We start from the raw sequence: 20,193 nt of genomic DNA, 5'->3' as shown, positions 1-20,193 counted from the left end.
GGCAAAGCGAAGCGTGCCCACCAATTTTGATCCGAACGGCGCGCTGGCAGTTGCGGTGGGCACGGCGCGCGAGTGCGCGCTTTTGCCCATCCTAAGGCACCGCGCGGACGCTCACGCGTTGAACCAGCCCTGCGCGTCGCCGCGGAACGAGAAATACAGGCCCATCGCCGTCAGCACGCAGGAAACGATCTCGATGGCGCTGTCGAGCTCCATGCCCTTCTCGCCGATGATCTGGCCGAGCGAGATCACCGACAGCACGAGCGCTGCCGCCAGCACCCAGCGCGGCCAGTTCTTGCGCCAGCGCGCGGCCAGCCAGACGAAATAGACCAGCAGCAGGATCATGCCCCCGGCGAGCAGCGTCGACGTCATGATCATCTGCTCGGTCATCTCGGCATTGGGCGTGCGGTCCTGCACCGCCACCGACAAGGCATCCAGCATCAACGATGCATAGAGCAACGCTTCAAAGCGCCGGACGTTGCTGGGCACGCTCATCGGATACCGATCTTTTCTTGGTTATTCTTTGGGAAATTCCAGGCCCATCTCGCGGTAGCGATCGGGATCGTCGCCCCAGTTCTCGCGGACCTTGACGAACAGGAACAGATGCACCGGCACGCCCAGGATCTCGCCGATCTCCTTGCGCGAGTCCGCGCCGATCGACTTGATGGTGGCGCCGCCCGCGCCGAGCACGATCTTGCGCTGGCTCTCGCGCTCGACGAAGATCGTCTGCTCGATGCGCACCGATTTGTCCTTGCGCTCCTCCCACTTGTCGGTCTCGACGGTGGATTGGTAGGGCAATTCCTGGTGCAGCTTGCGATAGATCTTTTCGCGCGTGATCTCGGCCGCAAGCTGCCGCATCGGCGCGTCCGACATCTGGTCCTCGGGGTAGAGGAACGGGCCCGGCGGCACCATCTCGGCGAGCGTATGCCTGAGATCGTCGACGCCGTCGCCCGAGATCGCCGCAATCATGAAGGTTTTCACGAACGGCATGCGCTCGTTGGCGGCCTGCGCCAGCGCCAGCAGCTTTTCGCGCTGGACCAGGTCGACCTTGTTGATGACCAGGATCTTCTCGTGCTTGACGCTCGCCGCCTTGGTGAGGATCGCCTCGGCCTCCTCGTCGATGCCGGCCTTGGCATCCAGCAGCACGCAGACGAGGTCGGCGTCATGGGCCCCGCTCCAGGCGGTCGAGACCATGGCGCGGTCGAGCCGGCGCTTGGGCAGGAAGATGCCGGGCGTGTCGACCAGGATGATCTGCGCGTTGTTCTCGATCACGATGCCGCGGATCAGCGCGCGCGTGGTCTGCACCTTGCGCGAGACGATCGTGACCTTGGCCCCGACAAGCGCGTTGACAAGCGTGGATTTGCCGACGTTCGGCGCGCCGATCAGCGCGACGAAGCCGCAGCGCGTCGCAGTGGGCGCCTCGCCGCTTGCTTCAACCGTCATTGCTGCCGCCGACGCCTTCGCGTTCGATCATCACCGAAGCTGCCACCTTCTCTGCCGCGCGCTTGCTGCCGCCGATGCCTTCAGCCGGAGCGAGACCCGGCAGGTCGACGGCGACGCGGAATTGCGGATCGTGATGCGGGCCGGTGCGCTCGACCTCGCGGTAGACCGGCGTCGGCAGCCCCTTGCCCTGCGCCCATTCCTGCAGCACGGTCTTGGGATCGCGCAAGGGACGGCGCGGCTTGTGCATGCGCTCGGTCCAATTGCGCTTGACGAATTCGGACGCCGCCTCGTAGCCGCCATCGAGGAAGACGGCGCCGATCACGGCTTCGCAGATGTCGCCGAGCACGCTCTTGCGCAGGCGCGCATCGGCGCTGGGCCCGACCGAACCGAGCTTGACGTCGTCGAGCAGACCGAGCGACTTGGCAACGTCGGCGCAGCTTTCCTTGCGCACAAGTTCGGCAAGTCGCTTGGACAACTCGCCTTCGTCCGCGTTCGGGAAGGCGTGATAGAGCATGTCGGAGACGACCAGCCCGAGCACATGGTCGCCGAGAAATTCCAGCCGCTGGTAGCTGTCGCCGCGCTTTCGCCCGGACTTCAGGGCCGAGACATGCGTGATCGCCTGCATCAGGAGATTCGGATCGGCAAAGCTGTGGCCGATGCGCGCCTCGAGCGCCGCGTTCGCGTCCGTGGCCTTGGCCTTGCTGCTCCGCGCCCGCTTCTTCTTCGCGGGCATCTTGGTCGCAAGTGCCTTGGTCGCAGCTTCGCCGTCCGGGCCCGCTTGCGCCTCGGTCGGTTGGGTCGCGATGTCCTTGGCCTCGTCTTTCATCGGACGATTTTGAAGAAGCGGTTCCAGCGCACCGCCCACGGCCAGCGCCAGAACATCCAGGCATGCTCGCCTTCGGCGATGGAGAAGAAGATCATCTGGGCCCGCCCGATCAGATTCTCCTGCGGCACGTAGCCGACCTGGCCGAGGAAGCGGCTGTCGGTGGAGTTGTCGCGGTTGTCGCCCATCATGAAGAAGTGGCCGGTCGGCACGGTGTAGACGTTGGTGTTGTCCACATAGCCATTGTCGGCGCAGTCCAGCGTCTCATAGGACACGCCGTTCGGCAGCGTCTCCTTCCAGCGCTTCACCCGGGAGACGCCGCCGCCTTCGGCGCCGCAGGGATCCTCGCCGACAAACTCGCTCATGCGCTGCCGCTCGACCGGCGTGTCGTTGATGTAGAGCAGCCCGTCCCGCATCTGGATGCGGTCGCCGGGAAGCCCGATCACGCGCTTGATGTAGTCGGTGGAATCGTCCTTCGGCAGGCGAAACACGACGATGTCGCCGCGGTTCGGGTCCGAGCCCCAGATCCGCCCCGAGAACAGCGGCGGCGAGAACGGGATCGAGTAGTGGCTGTAGCCGTAGGAATATTTCGAGACGAACAGATAGTCGCCGACCAGCAGCGTCGCCTTCATCGAGCCGGATGGGATGTTGAAGGGCTGAAACAGGAAGGTGCGGATCACCAGCGCGATCAGGAGAGCGTGGATCACGACCCGGATCGTTTCGCCGACGCCGCTTTCAGTTTTTGTTCCCGAAGTCACGCTCATTGCTCTCTCAATTCCGGCCGGCGGTCATAGAGCGCCCTCCTCCCGCGAACAGCCCATCGGTTCGCGGCCCAAGGAGATTGTCCTGATTCTGATAATGAGGGCCAATTCCGGCGTAAAGCCGAATTCGCCCAGCCTGATTTGCGTCCGCGGACTTTTAGACGGTTGTCGGAGGCCACGCAATCGATGAACACATCAAAAGCGCGTAAGCGACTGATGTATAACGAGAATTATAAAATATTCAGAAACCGTCAGGGTTTGGCCTGCGGAACGGCCGAAATGACGACGAACGCCTGGGCCAACGGCCAGTCGTCGGTGATCGACAGGTCGATCCGGGGCTCGAACCCCTCCGGCGTCAGGGCCTGGAGCCGGGCCAGCGCTCCGCCCGTCAATTGCATGGTCGGCCGTCCTCCCGGGAGGTTGACCACCCCCATGTCGCGCCACCACACGCCGCGCCTTATGCCGGTGCCGAGCGCCTTGGAGCAGGCCTCCTTGGCTGCGAAGCGCTTGGCGTAGGTCGCCACGACCATCTTCTCGTTCTTGGCGCGCCGCTCCGCCTTGGCCCGCTCGGCGGCGGTGAAGATGCGATCGAGGAAGCGCTCGCCATGGCGCTCCATCACCTTGGCGACGCGCGTGATATCGATGAGATCAGAACCGATGCCGATGATCATGCCCGGCTCCGGCCGCGGTCCATCGCCGCGCGCATGCTGCGCACCGTTTCGGCGAGACCGACGAACAACGCTTCGCCGATCATGTAGTAGCCGATGTTGAGCTCCATGATCTCCGGCAGTGCCGCGATGGTCTCCGCCGTCGCGTAGTCGAGCCCGTGCCCAGCGTGCACTTCCAGCCCGGCGGCCTTCGCCAGCTTCACGCCCGCCACGATCCGCTTCCACTCCACATCTGCCTTGTCGCTGTGGCCGTCGACCACGGCGTCGCACCAGGCGCCGGTGTGGATCTCGATCACGGGCGCGCGCAGCCGCGCCGCCATCTCGATCTGGGCGGGATCGGCGGCGATGAACAGCGAGACGCGGATGCCGGCATCGTTCAGCCGCGCGATATAGGGCGCCAGCGCATTGTGCTGGCCGACCACATCGAGCCCGCCTTCGGTCGTCACCTCCTGCCTGCGCTCCGGCACCAGGCACACGGCGTGCGGCTTGGTGGCGAGCGAGATGCGCATCATGTCGTCGGTCGCCGCCATCTCGAAATTGAGCGGCTTGGCGATCCCGGCCTTCAGCCGCGCCATGTCCTCGTCGCGGATGTGCCGGCGATCTTCGCGCAAATGGGCCGTGATGCCGTCGGCGCCGGCCTCGATCGCCAGCAGCGCCGCGCGCACCGGATCGGGATTGCGGCCGGCGCGCGCGTTGCGCAGGGTCGCGACATGGTCGACATTGACGCCGAGGCGGAGCGGAGGTGCAGGCATTTCAGGACTCACGACGGTGACATTTCTCAACTTGTCATGCGCGGGCTCGACCCGCGCATCCATCCTCTTCGAAGAGACGGGTTGCCGGGTCAAGCCCGGCAACGACGAGCCTCATCCATTAACACGTTCGACGCGGGCGACGACCGCCTTCGCACGCAGTTGGGCCAGGATCGCGCTCAAATGCTTGAGATCGTAGACTTCGAGATCGATCGTCGTCTCCGTGAAGTCCGGTGAGCGGCGCTGCATGCTGATGTTGTCGATGTTGCCGTCGTGCTCGGCGATCACGGTCGCGATCTGCGCCAGCGCGCCGGGCTCGTTGACGTTCTCGACCTTGATGCGGGCGGGGAAACGCTGCGGCGCGGAGTCCTCGATGTCCCAGCGCACGTCGAGCCAGCGCTCAGGCTCCTCCTCGAAATCCTTCAGGGCCGGCGCCTGGATCGGGTAGATGGTGATGCCCTCGCCCGGCGTCACGATGCCGACGATGCGGTCGCCGGGCACGGCGCCGCCGTTCGGCGCGAACTTCACCGGCAGGTCGGAATTGATGCCGCGGATCGGGATCGCGACCGGACTGCGGGGCGGCTCGGACGACTTTTCCTTGAGCTTGGCGGCGAGCCCCTTCTTGATGCCGTAGCGCGCGATGCGCTCTTCCTTGTAATCGGGATACATTGCGCGCGCGACGTGGGAGGCCTTGATCTCGCCGCGCCCCACGGCCGCCATGACGTCCTCGATCGAGGTCCGGGCGAGCCGCGGCAGCGCGCCCTTGAGCTTGTCGTCGGCGTATTCGATCTTGGCGCGCTCGAACAGGCGCTCGACGATGCGCCGGCCGAGGCCGACATATTGATCGCGCACGGCCGTGCGCGTGGCGCGGCGGATCGCGGCGCGCGCCTTGCCGGTGACCGCCAGCGTTTCCCAGGCCGACGGCGGCGCCGATTGCGCCTCCGAGGTCAGCACCTCGACCTCGTCGCCGTTCTGGAGCTCCGAGGACAGCGGTGCGAACTTGCCGTTGATCTTGCAGCCCACCGCGCTGTTGCCGACGTCGGTATGCACGGCATAGGCGAAGTCGATTACGTTGGCATGGCGCGGCAGCGCGATCAGCTTGCCCTTCGGGGTGAAGCAGAACACCTGGTCGTGGAACAGCTCGAGCTTGGTGTGCTCGAGGAATTCCTCGGGGTTCGCACTCTCGGAGAGAATGCCGATGGTGTGGCGCAGCCAGGCAAACGCATTGGACTCGCGCTTGAGGAATTCGGTCGGCGAGCCCACGCCTTCCTTGTAGAAGACATGCGCGGCGATGCCGCGCTCGGCGATCTGGTCCATCGCCTCGGTGCGGATCTGGAGCTCGACGCGCTGGTTGCCCGGACCGATCACCGTGGTGTGGATCGAGCGATAGTCGTTCTGCTTCGGCGTCGAGATGTAGTCCTTGAAGCGTCCCGGCACGACCGGCCAGGTGGTGTGGACGATGCCGAGCGCACGATAGCAGGCCTCGATGTCGTTGACGACGACGCGGAAGCCGAAGATGTCGGACAATTGCTCGAAGCCGACCGACTTGCGCTCCATCTTGGTCCAGATCGAGAATGGTTTCTTGCGGCGGCCATAGACCCGCGCCCCGAGGCCCCGGTGGCGCAGATTGTTGGAGAGCTGGTCCTCGATTTCCCCGATCAGGTTGCGGTTGCGCTCGGCGAGCGCGTCGAGCCGCTGCATCACCACCGAATAGGCTTCGGGATCGAGCGTGCGGAAGGACAGGTCCTCCAGCTCCTCGCGCATCTCCTGCATGCCCATGCGCCCCGCCAGCGGCGCATAGATGTCGAGCGTCTCCTCGGCGATGCGCCGTCGCGATTCCGTCGGCACGAAGTCCAGCGTGCGCATGTTGTGCAGGCGGTCGGCGAGCTTCACCAGAAGCACGCGGACGTCGTCGGCAATGGCCAGCAACAATTTGCGAAGATTCTCGGCCTGCTTGGCCTCCCGCGACACCAGCTCCAGTCGCTTCAGCTTGGTCAGGCCCTCGACCAGGGCGCCGATCTCGGGCCCGAAGATCTGGTCGATCTCGGCCCGCGTCGCTTCGGTGTCCTCGATCGTGTCGTGCAGCAGCGCAGCCACGATGGTGGCATCGTCGAGCTTCAAGTCGGTGAGAATCGCCGCCACTTCGAGCGGGTGGGAGAAATACGGGTCGCCCGAGGCGCGCGTCTGCGAGCCATGCGCCTTCATGGCGTAGACATAGGCGCGGTTCAGCAGGTCTTCGTTGGTGTTGGGATTGTAGGACCTGACGCGCTCGACGAGGTCGTATTGACGCATCATGCGCGCGCGGGGCTTTGCCGGGCGCGCCACCGGCGCAGTCGGGGCCACGGCAACCGATTCGGTTGCGGCCTGCATCTGCGATGGTGTGCGGCGCCGATATACCATGCCGTCCTGCCTTCAAACGGGCCACGAGACCGCCCGTTGTATACATCTTAGCTCCGATCGCGCGCGTGTCCGATCAAATCAGTGACAGGGCGAGGCGCGAACCGACAACGCTATGGTAACCACGAAAACGCCAACAAAAGCAAAGGCCCGAACAACGGTTCGGGCCCTTGATAAGATCACAAGAAGTCGACGATCGCGACGGGACGATTTACTCGTCCTCCTCGGGCTGCTCCTCGGGCGGCGCGAGGCCTTCGAGACCCTTCAGGAGCTCCTCTTCCGTCATGCGCTCAACGGCAACTTCGGTATCATCCGCATCCACGCTCGCACCCGCGGAGCCGATCAGCGGCACAGTGTCCGGCTCGGGCTCGTCGACCTCGACGAACTTCTGGAGCGAATGCACCAGCTCCTCGCGGAGATCCTCCGGCGAAATGGTCGTGTCGGCAATTTCACGCAAAGACACAACAGGGTTCTTGTCGTTATCGCGGTCAACCGTTAGTTGTGAACCAGACGAAATCATGCGGGCACGGTGGGCGGCCAGCAGGACCAGGTCAAACCTGTTGTCGACCTTGTCGATACAATCTTCTACGGTGACGCGAGCCATGGACTGTCGCTCCGTTGTGGGTGGGACGAAATATGTGGATGATTGGGGCTAGTTATAGGGGCCGGGATGGTTTCGCAAGGCCAATTTGTGATTTGGCCTCGCCAAACGGCTCTGATACCTCCACATTAGGGCTGGGATGGGTGGTTTCCCGGGCTGCCATCGAGGGCGGCCCCGGGTGTATGCAAGTCCGCCATAACTATACCTTGATTGCCCCGACTTCTCCGGATTTGCGGTTTCGACGGGTTTCGGCGGGACTTTAGAAGTGCGCGGCCTGCGGCCGCCGCGCCAACAATAAACGATCAATCACGAACTCTACGCGAGCAAACTGAATGTCACCTTCCACCACCGACAAGATCGCGCTCTTCATCGATGGAGCCAATCTCTACGCGACGGCGAAAACTCTCGGCTTCGACATCGACTACAAGCGCCTGCTGAAGGAGTTTCAGAGCCGCGGGACGCTGCTTCGGGCGTTCTACTACACCGCCATCATCGAGGATCAGGAATACTCCTCGATCCGCCCCCTGATCGACTGGCTCGACTACAACGGCTACACCGTGGTCACCAAGGCGACCAAGGAGTTCATCGACGCCTCCGGTCGCCGCAAGGTGAAGGGCAACATGGACATCGAGCTCGCCGTGGACGCCATGGAGCTCGCCGAGCACATCGACCAGATGGTGCTGTTCTCGGGTGACGGCGACTTCCGCTCCCTGGTCGAGGCCGTTCAGCGCCGCGGCGTGCGGGTCACCGTGATTTCCACGATCGCCAGCCAGCCGCCGATGATCGCCGACGAGCTGCGCCGTCAGGCCGACGTCTTCACCGACCTCGTGGAGCTTCAGTCCAAGCTCGGCCGCGACCCGTCCGAACGCCCTGCCCCGCGTGACCGCGGCGAACGCGAGGCGCGCCACCACGCCCCGCAGTTCCTCCAGCGCGCGACCACCATGGCGCCGAGGGGCGATGACGACTTCGAGGAGTGAGGCGGCTCGGTCAAGCCGCCAGCCTCTCACCGTCGTCCCCGACCGCGATTGTCCGCTCTGCCCGCGCCTGGTCGCCTTTCGCGAGGCGAACCGCGCGCGCGAGCCGTTGTGGCACAATGCGCCGGTTGCGCCTTTCGGCGACATCAAGGCGCGCCTCCTGATCGTCGGCCTCGCGCCGGGGATGCAGGGCGCCAACCGCACCGGCCGTCCCTTCACCGGCGACTATGCCGGTGACCTGCTCTACGCCACGCTGCTCGAATACGGTTTCGCCAAGGGCAAATATCAGGCGCGGCCCGATGACGGGCTGAAGCTGGTCGACTGCCGGATCGCCAACGCGGTGCATTGCGTTCCGCCGCAGAACAAGCCGCTGCCCGCCGAGATCAACACCTGCCGCCAGTTTCTCGCGGCGAATCTCGCGACGATGCCGAACCTGCGCGCGATCGTCGCGCTCGGGCGGATTGCGCACGATACCGTGCTCAAGCCGCTGAATCTGAAGGGCTCGCAAGCCCCGTTCAGCCACGGCGCTGTGCATCAGGCCGGCGCGTTCAGGCTCTACGACAGCTATCACTGCTCTCGCTACAACACCAATACCGGGGTGCTGACGGCGGACATGTTCCGCTCCGTCTTCGCGAAGGTGAAGGCCGAGCTCGACTAGTTTTGGGCTAGGCCTTGGCGGGATTGGCCTTCAGCCAGTCCAGCACGTCGCCGGCGTTCCGATCGGGCGGAAACACCGGATAGAACACATGGGTGACCTTGGCATCGTCGATGATCAGCGCGAGGCGCTTGATCAGCGTCAGGCCTGCGACCGCCATGGTCGGTAAATTGAGGGCACGCGTGAACGCCAGCTTCTCGTCCGACAGCACCGGGAACGGCAAATGCAGCCGCGAGGCCATCTCGGTCTGGTACGCGTTGCTCTGGGTCGATAGGCCGAACACGTGGGAGGCGCCGGCCGCCTTCAGCTCGGCGAAAAGATCGCGGAACGCGCAAGTCTGCGGGGTGCACCCGCGCGCGCCGGGAATCATGTCCCAGTCGTCGACCAGTGCAATCTTGCCGGGCTCGCCGGTGCGGGGATAGGCGAACACCACGGTCCGGCCACGCAGCGCCGACAGCGCGACCGACGTGTCGTCCGTGGCGAGCAGGCTGATCGCCGGCAGCGTCATGCCTTTCAGGTGCGAGGCGCCGCCGTCGTCCGCGGGGGCGGGAATCTGGGTCCAATCGACCTCGAGCAGGTTTCTCTGGGTCATCTCGCTAGCCCCTCGCCCGCATCAGGCGCCCCTTCTCCCGACTCCAGTCGCGCTTCTTCTCGGTCTCGCGCTTGTCGTGCAGCTTCTTGCCCTTTGCCACCGCGAGCTGCAACTTGGCGCGACCTCGCTCATTGAAGTAGAGCTTGAGCGGGATCAGCGTCATGCCCTCGCGGTCCACCGCGCCCATCAGCTTGTTGATCTGCTTGCGGTGCAGCAGCAGTTTTCGCGGCCGTTTCGGCTCGTGATTGAAGCGATTGCCCTGGAGATATTCGGGAATGGTGGCGTTGATCAGCCAGATCTCGCCGTCCTTGGAATCGGCGTAGGATTCCGCGATCGTGCTCTTGCCGCTGCGGATCGACTTGACCTCGGTGCCGGTGAGCGCAATGCCGGCCTCGATCGTATCCTCGATGGCATAGTTGAAGCGGGCCTTGCGATTTTCCGCCATGACCTTGATAGGACGTTCGTTCTTATCGGCCATGGTCGAAAAACCTGATCGCGTTGCGCGCGTAAGCTAGCAGTTTGGATGAAGCGCGCGCGTCACTTCTTGAGGAGATCGCGGATCTCGGTTAGCAGTTCGACCTCCGCCGACGGTTTTGGCGGCGCGGCTGGCGCGCTCTCTTCCTTGCGCTTCAATGTGTTCATGGCGCGGATCACCAGGAACAGCACGAAGGCGACGATGATGAAGTTGATCGTCAGCGTAAGGAAGCTGCCGTAAGCAAGCACTGCGCCTTGCTTTTTCGCATCCGCCAGGTTGGTGGCGGTGACCGCCTTCGACAAGGGGGCAAAGTAGTTCGAGAAGTCGAGGCCGCCGGTCGCGGCGCCGATGATCGGCATGATGATGTCACCGACCAGCGACGTGACGATAGCGCCGAAGGCCGCGCCGATGATGACGCCGACCGCGAGGTCGACGACGTTGCCCTTCATGGCGAACTCGCGGAACTCCGTGAGCATCCGCCTGCCCTTTTCGTCGACTGCGCTCATGACAAGCTCCCCGGTAGCCGATGCATCAGTTGATCAGGCCAGCGTGCACCATCGCACTGCGCACGGCAACGCGCGTCGGCTCGGTTACCGGAACCATCGGCAGCCGCAGCGTCTCGTCCAGCTTGCCGAGCAGCGACAGCGCATACTTGATCGGCGCCGGATTGCTCTCGATGAAAAGGTTGTTGTGCAGCGGCATCAGCTTGTCGTGCAGCTTCAAGGCGGTGGCATGATCGCCCTTCGCCCAGGCGGCCTGGAACTCCGAGCACAGGCGCGGCGCGACGTTCGACGTCACCGAGATACAGCCATGGCCGCCATGGGCCATGTAACCGAGGATGGTGGCATCCTCGCCCGAGAGCTGGTTGAAGTCCTCGCCCATCGCTGCGCGCTGCTGCGAGACACGGACCATACTGGCGGTGGCGTCCTTGACGCCGGCGATGTTCTTCAACTCCCACAGCCGCTTCATGGTGTCGACCGACATGTCGATCACCGAGCGCGGCGGGATGTTGTAGATGATGATCGGAATCCCGATCGCGTCGTTGATCGCCTTGAAGTGCTGGTACATCCCTTCCTGGGTCGGCTTGTTGTAGTAGGGCGTCACCACCAGCACCGCGTTCGCGCCCGCCTTTTCGGCGTGCTGAGCGAGCTCGATCGCCTCCTTGGTCGAGTTGGAGCCGGCGCCGGCGACGACAGGCACGCGCCCCTTCGCTTCCTCGATGCACCATTCGACGACCTTCTTGTGCTCGTCATGGCTCAGCGTCGGGCTCTCGCCGGTGGTGCCGACGGGGACCAGGCCGTTGGTGCCCTCTGAAATCTGCCAGTTGACCAGGGAGCGAAACGCCGCCTCGTCCAGCGAGCCGTTCTTGAACGGCGTGACCAAGGCGGTGAACGATCCCCGGAATTTCGTCTTGGCTGCCATGGACTTCCTCCGTACGCGGCAATCTTGAGAGCAAGCCGCATTCATATCGGGTCTATCCCGCGGGTAAAAGGCCCGCTTCCGCGTGACGCACCGTTTAGGCCGCGATTTTGCCGCGGTGGTGGTGCAAACCCGGCAAAGGTAAGCGGCTGTTGGTATTTTGTCCGCATATTCAATCAAATACAGCCAGATCTTGTACAAGCAGGTTTTGAGCCAGCTGACTGATTCGGGGCGACGAAACGCCGTGACCTCCTTTCCGCGCGCCGCATGGCGATCCCTGGGTTTGCTCGTGTGCCTGATGGCAGGGCTGTCGCTCGGCTGCGCCGCCTGGGCCAAGTCCAATGAGACAAGCGCGGAAACCTCCAAGGAACCACCTAAGGAAACCGCGAAGCCTGCCGCCAAGCCAGCCGCCAAGGACACCACGAAGGGACCCGCCAAAGGACAGGCCAAGGAATCGGCCAAGGGGACCAATAAGGGAACTGGCCCCGCCAAAGAAACAGCGAAGGGAGCAAGCAAGGGGGCAACTCCCGCCGCGGCGAAGGATGCCGCGAAGAAGCCTGCGCGGGACGCCGGCAAGGACCCCGCAAAGAACAAGCCCAAGTCTGCGGCAGCGGCCCCCGCGCCAAAATCACACCCGACCGCCAGCGGCCCGGTCCCGAGGACCGCACCCGCGCCGGCCATGACGGCCACCGTCAGGCCGACCGCCCCGGCCGCGGCCAAACCGCTTGCGGCTCCCGTGCTGGCTCCTGCGACCCGACAGCACGCGGCGCCTCGCAAGCCGATCACGCCGGCCGCGGTTGCCGCGACCTCCTCGACGTCACAGGCCGACAAGGACACGCTGGAGACCGTCATCGAACTCGTGCGCAAGCGCAAGTCGGGTGACGCCACCAATGCCGCGGACACGATCTCGGATCCCGTCGCGCGAAAACTCGCGGAATGGATCATCCTGCGCAGCGAGGACAATGGCGCCACGGTGGAGCGCTATCGCGCCTTCCTGTCCGCCAATCCGAGCTGGCCGTCGCAAACCTTCCTGCGTCGGCGCCTCGAGGCCGCGATGTGGGACGACAGGCGCGACGATGCAGTCGCGTGGTCATGGTTCGAGAACGAATCCCCCGTGTCGGCCAAGGGCCGCTTCACGCTCGCCAAGGCGATGCTGGCGCGCGGCGATCGCGCCAATGCCGAACGGCTGGTGCGCGAGGCCTGGCGCAGCGATCCGATGTCGGAAGACACCGAGAACAACGCACTCGACCAGTTCGGCGCGCTGCTGACACCGGGCGATCAGAAGGCGCGCATGGACACGCTGCTGTACGGCAGCGAGACCGAGGCCGCATTGCGTGCTGCAAAGCGCCTCGGCGCCGGCTATGTCGCACTCGCCAAGGCCCGCATCGCCTCCCTCAAGAAGGCACCGAACGCGCGTGCGCTGCTCGATGCCGTGCCGCACGAGCTGCACGGCGACGCCGGCTTCATCTTCAGCAAGATCCAGCTGTTGCGCCGCGAGGAGAAGTTCTCCGAAGCCGCGCAGCTCATGCTTTCGGCGCCAAAGGATCCGAACCGGCTCTACAACCTCGACGAATGGTGGATCGAGCGGCGCCTGCTGGCACGCAAGATGATCGACACCGAGGAATTCCGCAGCGCCTATCTGATCGCGCGCGACGCCGCACTGCCCTCGCGCGACATCTACAAGACCGAGCAGGAGTTTACCGCGGGCTGGATCGCGCTGCGCTTCCTCAACGATCCCGCGGCCGCCACCCAGCATTTCGCCCGCATCGGGATCGGCAGCGTCAATCCGACCACGCTGGCGCGCGCCGGCTATTGGCAGGGCCGCGCCGCGGAAGCCGCTGGCCGCCAGCAGGAGGCGCGCAACGCCTACGCGCGGGCAGCCGAGCAATCCACCAGCTATTACGGCCAGCTCGCGCGCGCAAAACTCGGCCTGCCCCAGATCGAGCTCAACAGCCAGCCGCGCGGCCGCGGCGCCGAGCGGCTCGAGATCGTGCGCGCCGCGCAATTGCTCTACGAGCTCGACGAGCGTGAGATGGCGGTGCCCGTTCTGGCCGACATGGGCGAGAACGGCGATCCCGAGGCGCTTGCCGGCCTCGGCGAACTCACCCAGCGCTACAGCGACGCGCGCGGCATGCTGCTGCTCGGCAAGGCGGCGCTCAACCGCGGCCTGCCGTTCGATTTCTATGCCTACCCCATCAACGGCATTCCGCAGTTCACGCCGATCGGCCCGGAGGTCGAGCGCAGCATCGTCTACGCCATCGCGCGGCAGGAGAGCGCGTTCAATCCTCGTGTGGTCTCGCCGGCGCAGGCCTACGGGCTGATGCAGGTGACGCCGGATGCCGCGCGCTATGTCTGCAAGCGGCACGGCGCGACCTACGATCTGGGAAGGCTGAAGAACGATTCGGTCTACAACGCCACGCTCGGCTCGGCCGAGCTCGGCGGACTGCTCGAGGATTATCGCGGCTCCTACATCATGACCTTTGCCGCCTACAATGCCGGCCGCGGCAGCGTGAAGAAGTGGATCAATCGCTACGGCGATCCGCGCGACCCGAAGGTCGACGCGATCGATTGGGTCGAGCTGATTCCGTTCTCCGAGACGCGCAACTATGTGCAGCGGATCATGGAGAACCTTCAGGTCTACCGCGCCCGCTTCGGCGGCGGCACGCGATTGCAGATCGAGGCCGATCTGCGCCGCGGTGCCGGCAGCGTGGAATAGCGGCGCGTCGGTGGACCCGATCGGCTCCTGAGCCGGGGCGCCGGTGCGGCAGACCTCGGCAGGATTCCGTTACTGCGTCAACGGCGCGGAGAGAGGGTTGGAACTAGCAATCCCACTCACCGGTTGGTAAGCCTCACAAAGTTGGAGACGTGTCATGTTGCGCGTGGTCGGTGCATTCATCTTCACCGCCGTGATTGTGTCGGTTCTGCCGAGCGGTGGCCCGCCGGCCTACGGCAAGAGTCGCCACCATTCCCAGCCGCAGGCGACCGGCATTCAGGATCGCTATTGCCTGCAAGGACGGCGTTGGGGGTACCCCGGCAACTGCCTGTTTTCTACTTACGGCCAGTGCATGGCGACCGCGTCAGGCACGAACGATTCCTGCGGTCTCAATCCAACCTACGCCTTCCAGGAGTGGAAGGGCCCGAGGTGGTAGTCTGATCGTTGTGCTCGGGGCAGCTCCGGGGAGCTGCAAAGCCGGCGCCGCCTCACGCGCGGAGGATGATTTTTCACCACGTCCTGGTCGGGGCGGACCGGCCCTGCGGCGCACCGGCTGGACTCGGCTGGGACCAATATGGATTGGCCATGCACATCGCCGACAGTCCCATTGCGGCGGCCCTGCAATCTTCCCATGACAGATAGCTGCAGGAGACCCTGTTACTGCCGCCCCACTCCCATTTCTGGAGGCAGACCGGATAACGGGGATCCAGGGGTTCAGCAGCTGCCGGCGCAAGAAGTGCCGTAACCGCGGCGACCATCGATGCCGCTGTCACGGCCAGCATCCGTCCCGTTAGAACCTTCATGCGCAGAAACTCCAATACCGCACAGCCCACCGAGCCGCTTTTAGACCGCCTCTACAAGGCCCGCAAAGAAAAACCCCGGCAGTTGCCTGCCGGGGTTTCCAGATCAACCGTAAGATTGATCAGAAGTTGCGCTGAGCGCGGAGCAGCAGCTGGAGATTGCCCTGATCCTTCAGCTCGTAGGTGGTCGCCGGCTTCGCAACCGCGGCGTTCGCCGTGGCCGCACCCGTGATCGTGCCCGAGTACTTCTGGTCGAGCCAGACGTAGCTCAGGTCGGCGGTGAAGGCGAGGTTCTTGACCGGGGTCCAGACCACGTTACCACCGAGAACCGCGAGGTTGAAGTCGGGGTTGCAAGTCGAAGTTGCGGCGCCGTAGGCGGCGACGAAGTTGGCGCAGATCAGAGCCTTGCCCGTGTCGCCGTAGCGAAGCGAAGCATAAGCACCATAGATCGACGAAGCCCAGTTCGGAGACCAGTTGTGGGTGTAACCACCGCGGAAGCCCCAGGTCTTGACCGTATCGATACCGGTACCGGTGCCGAAGACGCCGTCAGAAATACCGACGAAGCCGAGGCTCTGGTAGGCGATGCCGCTGCCACCGTAGATGAACATGTTCTGCGGCATCAGGCTCTGGAAGTTGTAGCGCGATGCACCGTCGGTGTAGACGGCCTGCAAGTTGATCGAGTCACCCGCGCCGGTCGGGATGTTCTTGATCGACAAGGCGCCCTGCACCGCAAAGCCCCACTTGTCGTCCGGGTGACCGGTCGTTTCCGAGGTGCCGTAGTAGGCCGAGTGCAGTTCGTGCGCGGCAACCGACACCTGGGCAAGACCCCAGGCCTGGTCGACGCGAACCTGACCGACGATGTCGGGGGTACGCGTGCCACCCCAATCGTTGGTGCCGTAGATGCCCTGGATCATGGCGGCGCCAGCAGCCGAGGCCGAGGTGAAGCCACTGATGCCACCAGCAGTGATGCTGGCGTTATAGAGGTTCGTCTGGCCGCCTGCGGCGGTCGTCATGTCCTGCAACGCCACCGAACCGGTGATGCCCTGGCCGAAATCAGCCGTGTAGGCAACCTGGTTCACACCGGTCACGTTGTTGCTGCCGCCCGGGAGGAAGTCGGGGCCACCAGCCGGATAGCTCTGCCACGGCGCGTCGAAGATCGAGACCGTGCGGCCGAAGGTGAAACCAGCGAACTGGATGAACGCATGGTAGAGGCCGAGCGTCGCGGAGCCGACCGAGAACGCCGACGGGTTGCTGGCGGTGGTCGCCTGGCTATCCCAGCTGAAGATCATATCGGCGTAGGTGCGCACAACGCCATACTCGGTCGCCGTACGCGTATCGACGTTGAAGTCCATACGAGCGCGGGACTGGTAGTAGTTGTCCAAACGGTTGTTCGCACCGCCGGGAGCGCCCTGGCCGATGCCGTAGTCGCTGTTCGTGTTCCCCAGCATGTCCGCACGGACGTAGCCGCCGAGCTTGATGCAGGTGTCAGTGCCCGGCATGTAGTAGAATCCGGCACCGTACAGGGAGCAGATCTTCACGTATTCGACCGCTTTGGCCTTCACGGGAAGATCGGCTGCCTGAGCTCCGCCAACGGCGATCAGACCCGCCGCCGTACCGAGCAAAAGGCTCTTAAACTTCATGGTAAACCTCCAAGTTTGCTCTATAGGGAAGGTTCCGGATCCGCTGGGTGATGACACCCTAAGGTTGGTTCCCTTGTCCCTTAACTCACCGCTTAGCCGCTTCGCGCCTTCGGACACACCCGCTGAACGCGAGGGACTTAAGCGAACCACCTAAACCGGGACGACCTCGGGATGCCCCCCTCCGTCGCCCGATCACAATTGCCGAACGTCCCTGCACACACAACAAAAGAACGCTTCGAAGCGGGCCCGTGACGCGTGTTTTCCGACGGGTGTTGCACAAATAACACGCAGTTGTGATCAGAGCGCCCTCGTAACTATTTGATAAATATAACAAGTTTCAGACGGTTCCATTTGCCTTCAAAAATCCGCGGTTTGGGCGCCGGGGCCAATGGGCGCCGTTCCGCCTTCCGTCTCCTCGAATCGTGCGAACGAATCCGCGTCGAATCTGGAGGCCCCTCCTTGCAACAAGGACCGGGCAGGCACCCGAGCATCGCGTGGAACATTCGTGCGTGAACCGGATGCTCGCGGCTCCCGCATCAAACGGATGACACCGGAGAAATCTCGATGTGATCCGGCGGCAATCCGGCGCGACACCGCCGAACCATGACCTCGAACGCGTCTTCCAGGTTTCGGGCAAGCAGAGGCGTATCGAACAGCGGTGCCGTGAGACGTTGCTGTTCCAGCCTTTCCCGGATGCCCCGAAGCCTCTCACGATCGAGAGCCAATGCGATCGCGCGCTCTTCATATTCATCACGAGAATGCGTGATCAGTTCGGCAAGTCCCAGTGCCTGCAGCAGGCTGGCCGCCACCCGTCCCGCAAAGGCTTCTCCGGCCAGCGTCAACACTGGCAGGCCGGCCCAGAGAGCGTCGCTGGCCGTGGTGTGAGCGTTGTATGGCAGCGCGTCCATGAACAGGTCGGCCAGGCCATGCCTCGCCAGATGATCCGCCGTCGAGGCAACGCGTGTCGCAAAGACCAGGCGCTGGGGATCAACGCCGCTTGCCTCGGCCGCTCTCCGCAAATTGGATTTCGCGACATCCTGCAGATCGGAAAGCCAGATAACGGAGCCCTGGACCTCCTTCAGAATGCGCATCCAGCTCCGAAACGTTGCCGGATTGAGCTTGTAGGCGTTGTTGAAGCCGCAGAAGACAAAGCCCTCGGCCGGCAGTCCCTGCTCTCGCCTGTCGAGCCCGACATGCGACATCGCACGTCCCTCGGCATCGTGGGGCATGAAGCAATGCGGCAGCCAGACAACCTTTTCCGAAAAATGCTTGCGGTCGTCGGCTGGAATGACCCTCTCGTCGGCGATCACATAGTCCAGCAATCCCCCGCCGACCGTGCCGGCGAAGCCGAGATAGTTGACCAGGATGGGAGCTGGCCGCTGCGCGAGAACGCCGAGCCGCGCTCCAAGCGTGTGCCCCATCAGATCCACGAGGATGTCGATCTTGGCCGTCTTGATGCAGCTGACGATTTCGTCATCGCTCTGCCCGTGGAGATCGGTAAAGTGGACGAAGCTCCTCTCCAATCGTGCACGCAAATCGCTGTCATCGGTCGGGCCGATCGAGAATCCATGCGTTTCAAATCTGGTGCGATCGTGGGCTTCGAAAAGTCCTGCGGACAGATAGCTCACCGGGTGGGTGCGAAAATCCGCCGACAAGTACCCGATGCGGATCTTGTCGGCCTCGGCGGGGACGACGTCATCCGATTTGCGCACGGCAAGACCAAGCATTCTTTCGATCCAGAAATCGGCGCTTCGTCGTTGGTCCTCGGCCGATGCGGCGATCGAGAGAAGCGCAAACGGCTGACATGCGCCCTCGCCCGCGCGAATGGATTCAATCAAGCGCGCCTTTTCGCTCTCGATGTCGGTCCAGTCGCAGCAATTCAGCTTCGAGTAGAGCCGCGCGCCCTCCACGCCGGGCAGTTCGCGATTCAGCGATAGCGCCCTGTCGAAGGCTGCGAACGCATCGTCGTGGCGGCGAAGATCGGCGAAGATATTCCCTCGCCCGAACCAGGCTTCCGCCAAATCGGACCTGAGGGACAGCGCCTTGTCGTAGCCCTCGAGCGCCTCCCCGTAGCGCTTGATGTCAGCAAAGACGTTGCCTCGCCCCAGCCACGCTTCGGCAAGGTCCGGAGCGATGGAGAGCGCCCTGTCGTAGGCAGCGAGCGCCTCGTCATGGCGCCGCAGATCGAGAAAGACGTTGCCGCGGCCGAGCCAGGCCTCGGCCGAACCTGCCCTGCCCGAGAGCGCCGCGTCATAGATTGCGAGCGCATCGTCGTGGCGCCTGAGGCCGAGGAAGACGTTGCCGCGACCAATCATGGCTTCAGAGGAGTCCGGCTTGATCGAAAGTGCCTTGTCGTAGGCTGCGAGCGCTTCGTCATGGCGCTTGAGATCGGCGAGGGCGTTGCCCCGGCCGAGCCAGGCGGCCGCCGCCTGCGGGGCGATGGCGAGTGCGCGGTCGTAGGATGCGAAGGCGTCCTCGTGGCGCCTGAGCTCATACAGAACATGACCCCTGCCAATCCAGGCCTCCAGCAGGTCTGTCCGGATCGAGAGAACCCTCTCAAAGGCGGCAAGAGCCTCCGTGCGGCGCCTGAGCCGGGCCAGCACGGTGCCGCGGCCTAGCCAGGCTTCCGGCAAATCCGGCCTCAAGGAAAGCGCGCGGTCGTAGGCCGCCAAAGCGTCCTGGTAGCGCCCGAGTTCGAGCAGCGACTTGCCCTTGTTCGCATGGGGGTCGGGATAGTTTCGATCCAATCCGATCGATCGATCGAAGTCGGATATCGCCGCTTCGTATTGGCCGAGGTCATTGCAAACCGCGCCACGGTTGTTCCAGCTCTCGCGCACATTGGGATTGAGCCGCAGGGCCCTGGTGAATTGCTCGTGCGCCAGTGCGGGCTTGTTGAGCTGCTTCGCGATCAGGCCGTAATTGTAGAAGGAAACATCGGATCCCTGATTGAGCTTGACCGCCCGCGCGATGAACGGCTCGGCCTCGGCGAACCGGTTCGTGTTCATGAGAGCGATCGTCAGCAGGTTCAGCGCCGGAACATGCGACGGCTCGGACTTGATGACGCGCCTGAAGCCCTCTTCGGCCTGCGCGAGATCGCGTGCATTCAGGGCCGCGAGCGCCTCATTGAAGATTGCTGCGATGTTCTTCATCGACGGGAACAGACCTCTTTCACCGCGTCCGGTCAGGTCCAATGGACCGATGTCGCGCTCAGCACCAAAACCATGCGGATATCCGCCAAGTCGAGCGCAGGATCGGTGCAGTACCCCACGCTTGCCCGGTTGAACATATGCCCGGCGCCATGTTCTCATCGGGCGAAGGCCGCAGAGAACGTGATCCAGCGGGCTGGGACGATCTCAGCAGAGCCGGATTTGACGACCTTGCAGGGCGTCCTTGCGTCGATTCGCGAGCAGCAAACCGGACGCCCCGGACCATGCGGGAGGATGAGGCCGGTGATCCCTGGCCTTCGCCCAATCCCGGCAGCCGAGC

At 64.1% G+C, this 20,193-nt stretch carries 19 protein-coding genes; 4 read left to right on the top strand and 15 right to left on the bottom strand.

Features of this window, described 5'->3' with window-relative positions; all coding sequences use genetic code 11:
- Positions 1–111: 111 nt before the first annotated feature.
- The 8 genes from JQ572_RS27150 to rpoZ all read right to left on the bottom strand — a co-directional run bounded on the left by JQ572_RS27150 (position 112) and on the right by rpoZ (position 7,442).
- A complete protein-coding gene (locus JQ572_RS27150) occupies positions 112–492 on the bottom strand; it encodes a hypothetical protein (protein WP_211385907.1) in 381 nt (126 codons plus the stop codon).
- 21 nt (positions 493–513) lie between these two features.
- Positions 514–1,440, bottom strand: coding sequence for a GTPase Era (gene era / locus JQ572_RS27145; RefSeq protein WP_211385906.1), 927 nt, complete (start codon positions 1,438–1,440; stop codon positions 514–516).
- Positions 1,430–2,266 (bottom strand): ribonuclease III, encoded by an 837-nt coding sequence (rnc, locus tag JQ572_RS27140; protein ID WP_211385905.1) that lies wholly within the window; start codon positions 2,264–2,266, stop codon positions 1,430–1,432. The genes era and rnc overlap by 11 nt, the downstream gene beginning before the upstream one ends.
- Positions 2,263–3,027 carry a signal peptidase I gene (gene lepB / locus JQ572_RS27135; protein WP_211385904.1) on the bottom strand — a complete coding sequence of 255 codons (765 nt, stop codon included), beginning with the start codon at positions 3,025–3,027 and terminating at the stop codon, positions 2,263–2,265. The genes rnc and lepB overlap by 4 nt, the downstream gene beginning before the upstream one ends.
- A gap of 248 nt (positions 3,028–3,275) precedes the next feature.
- Entirely contained in the window at positions 3,276–3,695 is a 420-nt protein-coding gene (acpS, locus tag JQ572_RS27130; protein ID WP_211385903.1) for a holo-ACP synthase, read from the bottom strand.
- Positions 3,692–4,444: a pyridoxine 5'-phosphate synthase gene (locus JQ572_RS27125; protein WP_211385902.1), complete on the bottom strand. Its 753-nt coding sequence runs from the start codon at positions 4,442–4,444 to the stop codon at positions 3,692–3,694. Before JQ572_RS27125 ends, acpS begins: the two co-directional genes overlap by 4 nt.
- 111 nt (positions 4,445–4,555) lie before the next feature.
- Positions 4,556–6,841, bottom strand: a complete 2,286-nt coding sequence (locus tag JQ572_RS27120; RefSeq protein WP_211385901.1) for a RelA/SpoT family protein — start codon at positions 6,839–6,841, stop codon at positions 4,556–4,558.
- Between the two features lie 208 nt (positions 6,842–7,049).
- On the bottom strand, positions 7,050–7,442 hold the full coding sequence (gene rpoZ / locus JQ572_RS27115; RefSeq protein ID WP_008133017.1) for a DNA-directed RNA polymerase subunit omega: 393 nt from the start codon (positions 7,440–7,442) through the stop codon (positions 7,050–7,052).
- A 329-nt stretch (positions 7,443–7,771) separates the two neighbouring features.
- Here rpoZ and JQ572_RS27110 point away from each other — a divergent pair, with 329 nt between their 5' ends.
- The gene (locus tag JQ572_RS27110; protein WP_211385900.1) at positions 7,772–8,416 is read left to right on the top strand and encodes a LabA-like NYN domain-containing protein; all 645 of its coding nucleotides are present in this window, start codon (positions 7,772–7,774) and stop codon (positions 8,414–8,416) included.
- A complete protein-coding gene (locus JQ572_RS27105) occupies positions 8,397–9,071 on the top strand; it encodes a uracil-DNA glycosylase (protein WP_211385899.1) in 675 nt (224 codons plus the stop codon). Before JQ572_RS27110 ends, JQ572_RS27105 begins: the two co-directional genes overlap by 20 nt.
- Positions 9,072–9,078: 7 nt before the next feature.
- Here the strand turns inward: JQ572_RS27105 and JQ572_RS27100 are convergent, their stop codons facing one another.
- From JQ572_RS27100 to dapA, 4 genes are read right to left on the bottom strand one after another with little or no spacing between them, the layout of a single operon-like run.
- Positions 9,079–9,660 carry a peroxiredoxin gene (locus JQ572_RS27100; RefSeq protein ID WP_211385898.1) on the bottom strand — a complete coding sequence of 194 codons (582 nt, stop codon included), beginning with the start codon at positions 9,658–9,660 and terminating at the stop codon, positions 9,079–9,081.
- A 4-nt stretch (positions 9,661–9,664) separates the two neighbouring features.
- Positions 9,665–10,138 (bottom strand): SsrA-binding protein SmpB, encoded by a 474-nt coding sequence (smpB, locus tag JQ572_RS27095; protein ID WP_211385897.1) that lies wholly within the window; start codon positions 10,136–10,138, stop codon positions 9,665–9,667.
- A 59-nt stretch (positions 10,139–10,197) separates the two neighbouring features.
- Positions 10,198–10,611 (bottom strand): large conductance mechanosensitive channel protein MscL, encoded by a 414-nt coding sequence (gene mscL / locus JQ572_RS27090; RefSeq protein ID WP_211386080.1) that lies wholly within the window; start codon positions 10,609–10,611, stop codon positions 10,198–10,200.
- Between the two features lie 55 nt (positions 10,612–10,666).
- Complete coding sequence (gene dapA, locus JQ572_RS27085; protein ID WP_211385896.1) at positions 10,667–11,557, bottom strand: 4-hydroxy-tetrahydrodipicolinate synthase; 891 nt, start codon at positions 11,555–11,557, stop codon at positions 10,667–10,669.
- A gap of 295 nt (positions 11,558–11,852) precedes the next feature.
- Here dapA and JQ572_RS27080 point away from each other — a divergent pair, with 295 nt between their 5' ends.
- Together JQ572_RS27080 and JQ572_RS27075 are read left to right on the top strand one after the other, a co-directional pair.
- Positions 11,853–14,270 (top strand): lytic transglycosylase domain-containing protein, encoded by a 2,418-nt coding sequence (locus JQ572_RS27080; RefSeq protein WP_211385895.1) that lies wholly within the window; start codon positions 11,853–11,855, stop codon positions 14,268–14,270.
- A gap of 154 nt (positions 14,271–14,424) precedes the next feature.
- Positions 14,425–14,703 (top strand): DUF3551 domain-containing protein, encoded by a 279-nt coding sequence (locus tag JQ572_RS27075; RefSeq protein WP_211385894.1) that lies wholly within the window; start codon positions 14,425–14,427, stop codon positions 14,701–14,703.
- A 73-nt stretch (positions 14,704–14,776) separates the two neighbouring features.
- On the opposite strand, the gene JQ572_RS27070 is transcribed toward JQ572_RS27075, so the two are convergent.
- The 3 genes from JQ572_RS27070 to JQ572_RS27060 all read right to left on the bottom strand — a co-directional run bounded on the left by JQ572_RS27070 (position 14,777) and on the right by JQ572_RS27060 (position 20,015).
- Positions 14,777–15,049, bottom strand: coding sequence for a DUF3551 domain-containing protein (locus JQ572_RS27070; RefSeq protein WP_262049380.1), 273 nt, complete (start codon positions 15,047–15,049; stop codon positions 14,777–14,779).
- A gap of 140 nt (positions 15,050–15,189) precedes the next feature.
- Positions 15,190–16,707: a porin gene (locus JQ572_RS27065; RefSeq protein ID WP_211385892.1), complete on the bottom strand. Its 1,518-nt coding sequence runs from the start codon at positions 16,705–16,707 to the stop codon at positions 15,190–15,192.
- 536 nt (positions 16,708–17,243) lie between these two features.
- Entirely contained in the window at positions 17,244–20,015 is a 2,772-nt protein-coding gene (locus tag JQ572_RS27060; RefSeq protein ID WP_211385891.1) for a tetratricopeptide repeat protein, read from the bottom strand.
- Between the last annotated feature and the right edge of the window lie 178 nt (positions 20,016–20,193).

This window comes from Bradyrhizobium sp. SZCCT0153 (assembly GCF_018129995.1).
GTDB lineage: Bacteria > Pseudomonadota > Alphaproteobacteria > Rhizobiales > Xanthobacteraceae > Bradyrhizobium > Bradyrhizobium japonicum_G.
The sequence above is the reverse complement of the archived record's forward strand: the minus strand, read 5'-3'. Positions and strand labels throughout refer to the sequence as shown.

Coding starts and splice junctions, on each gene's coding strand:
- JQ572_RS27150 (WP_211385907.1), bottom strand. CDS start 492: ATGAGCGTGCCCAGCAACGTCCGGCGCTTTGAAGCGTTGCTCTATGCA.
- era (WP_211385906.1), bottom strand. CDS start 1,440: ATGACGGTTGAAGCAAGCGGCGAGGCGCCCACTGCGACGCGCTGCGGC.
- rnc (WP_211385905.1), bottom strand. CDS start 2,266: ATGAAAGACGAGGCCAAGGACATCGCGACCCAACCGACCGAGGCGCAA.
- lepB (WP_211385904.1), bottom strand. CDS start 3,027: ATGAGCGTGACTTCGGGAACAAAAACTGAAAGCGGCGTCGGCGAAACG.
- acpS (WP_211385903.1), bottom strand. CDS start 3,695: ATGATCATCGGCATCGGTTCTGATCTCATCGATATCACGCGCGTCGCC.
- JQ572_RS27125 (WP_211385902.1), bottom strand. CDS start 4,444: ATGCCTGCACCTCCGCTCCGCCTCGGCGTCAATGTCGACCATGTCGCG.
- JQ572_RS27120 (WP_211385901.1), bottom strand. CDS start 6,841: ATGGTATATCGGCGCCGCACACCATCGCAGATGCAGGCCGCAACCGAA.
- rpoZ (WP_008133017.1), bottom strand. CDS start 7,442: ATGGCTCGCGTCACCGTAGAAGATTGTATCGACAAGGTCGACAACAGG.
- JQ572_RS27110 (WP_211385900.1), top strand. CDS start 7,772: ATGTCACCTTCCACCACCGACAAGATCGCGCTCTTCATCGATGGAGCC.
- JQ572_RS27105 (WP_211385899.1), top strand. CDS start 8,397: ATGACGACTTCGAGGAGTGAGGCGGCTCGGTCAAGCCGCCAGCCTCTC.
- JQ572_RS27100 (WP_211385898.1), bottom strand. CDS start 9,660: ATGACCCAGAGAAACCTGCTCGAGGTCGATTGGACCCAGATTCCCGCC.
- smpB (WP_211385897.1), bottom strand. CDS start 10,138: ATGGCCGATAAGAACGAACGTCCTATCAAGGTCATGGCGGAAAATCGC.
- mscL (WP_211386080.1), bottom strand. CDS start 10,611: ATGCTCACGGAGTTCCGCGAGTTCGCCATGAAGGGCAACGTCGTCGAC.
- dapA (WP_211385896.1), bottom strand. CDS start 11,557: ATGGCAGCCAAGACGAAATTCCGGGGATCGTTCACCGCCTTGGTCACG.
- JQ572_RS27080 (WP_211385895.1), top strand. CDS start 11,853: ATGGCAGGGCTGTCGCTCGGCTGCGCCGCCTGGGCCAAGTCCAATGAG.
- JQ572_RS27075 (WP_211385894.1), top strand. CDS start 14,425: ATGTTGCGCGTGGTCGGTGCATTCATCTTCACCGCCGTGATTGTGTCG.
- JQ572_RS27070 (WP_262049380.1), bottom strand. CDS start 15,049: ATGCTGGCCGTGACAGCGGCATCGATGGTCGCCGCGGTTACGGCACTT.
- JQ572_RS27065 (WP_211385892.1), bottom strand. CDS start 16,707: ATGAAGTTTAAGAGCCTTTTGCTCGGTACGGCGGCGGGTCTGATCGCC.
- JQ572_RS27060 (WP_211385891.1), bottom strand. CDS start 20,015: ATGAGAACATGGCGCCGGGCATATGTTCAACCGGGCAAGCGTGGGGTA.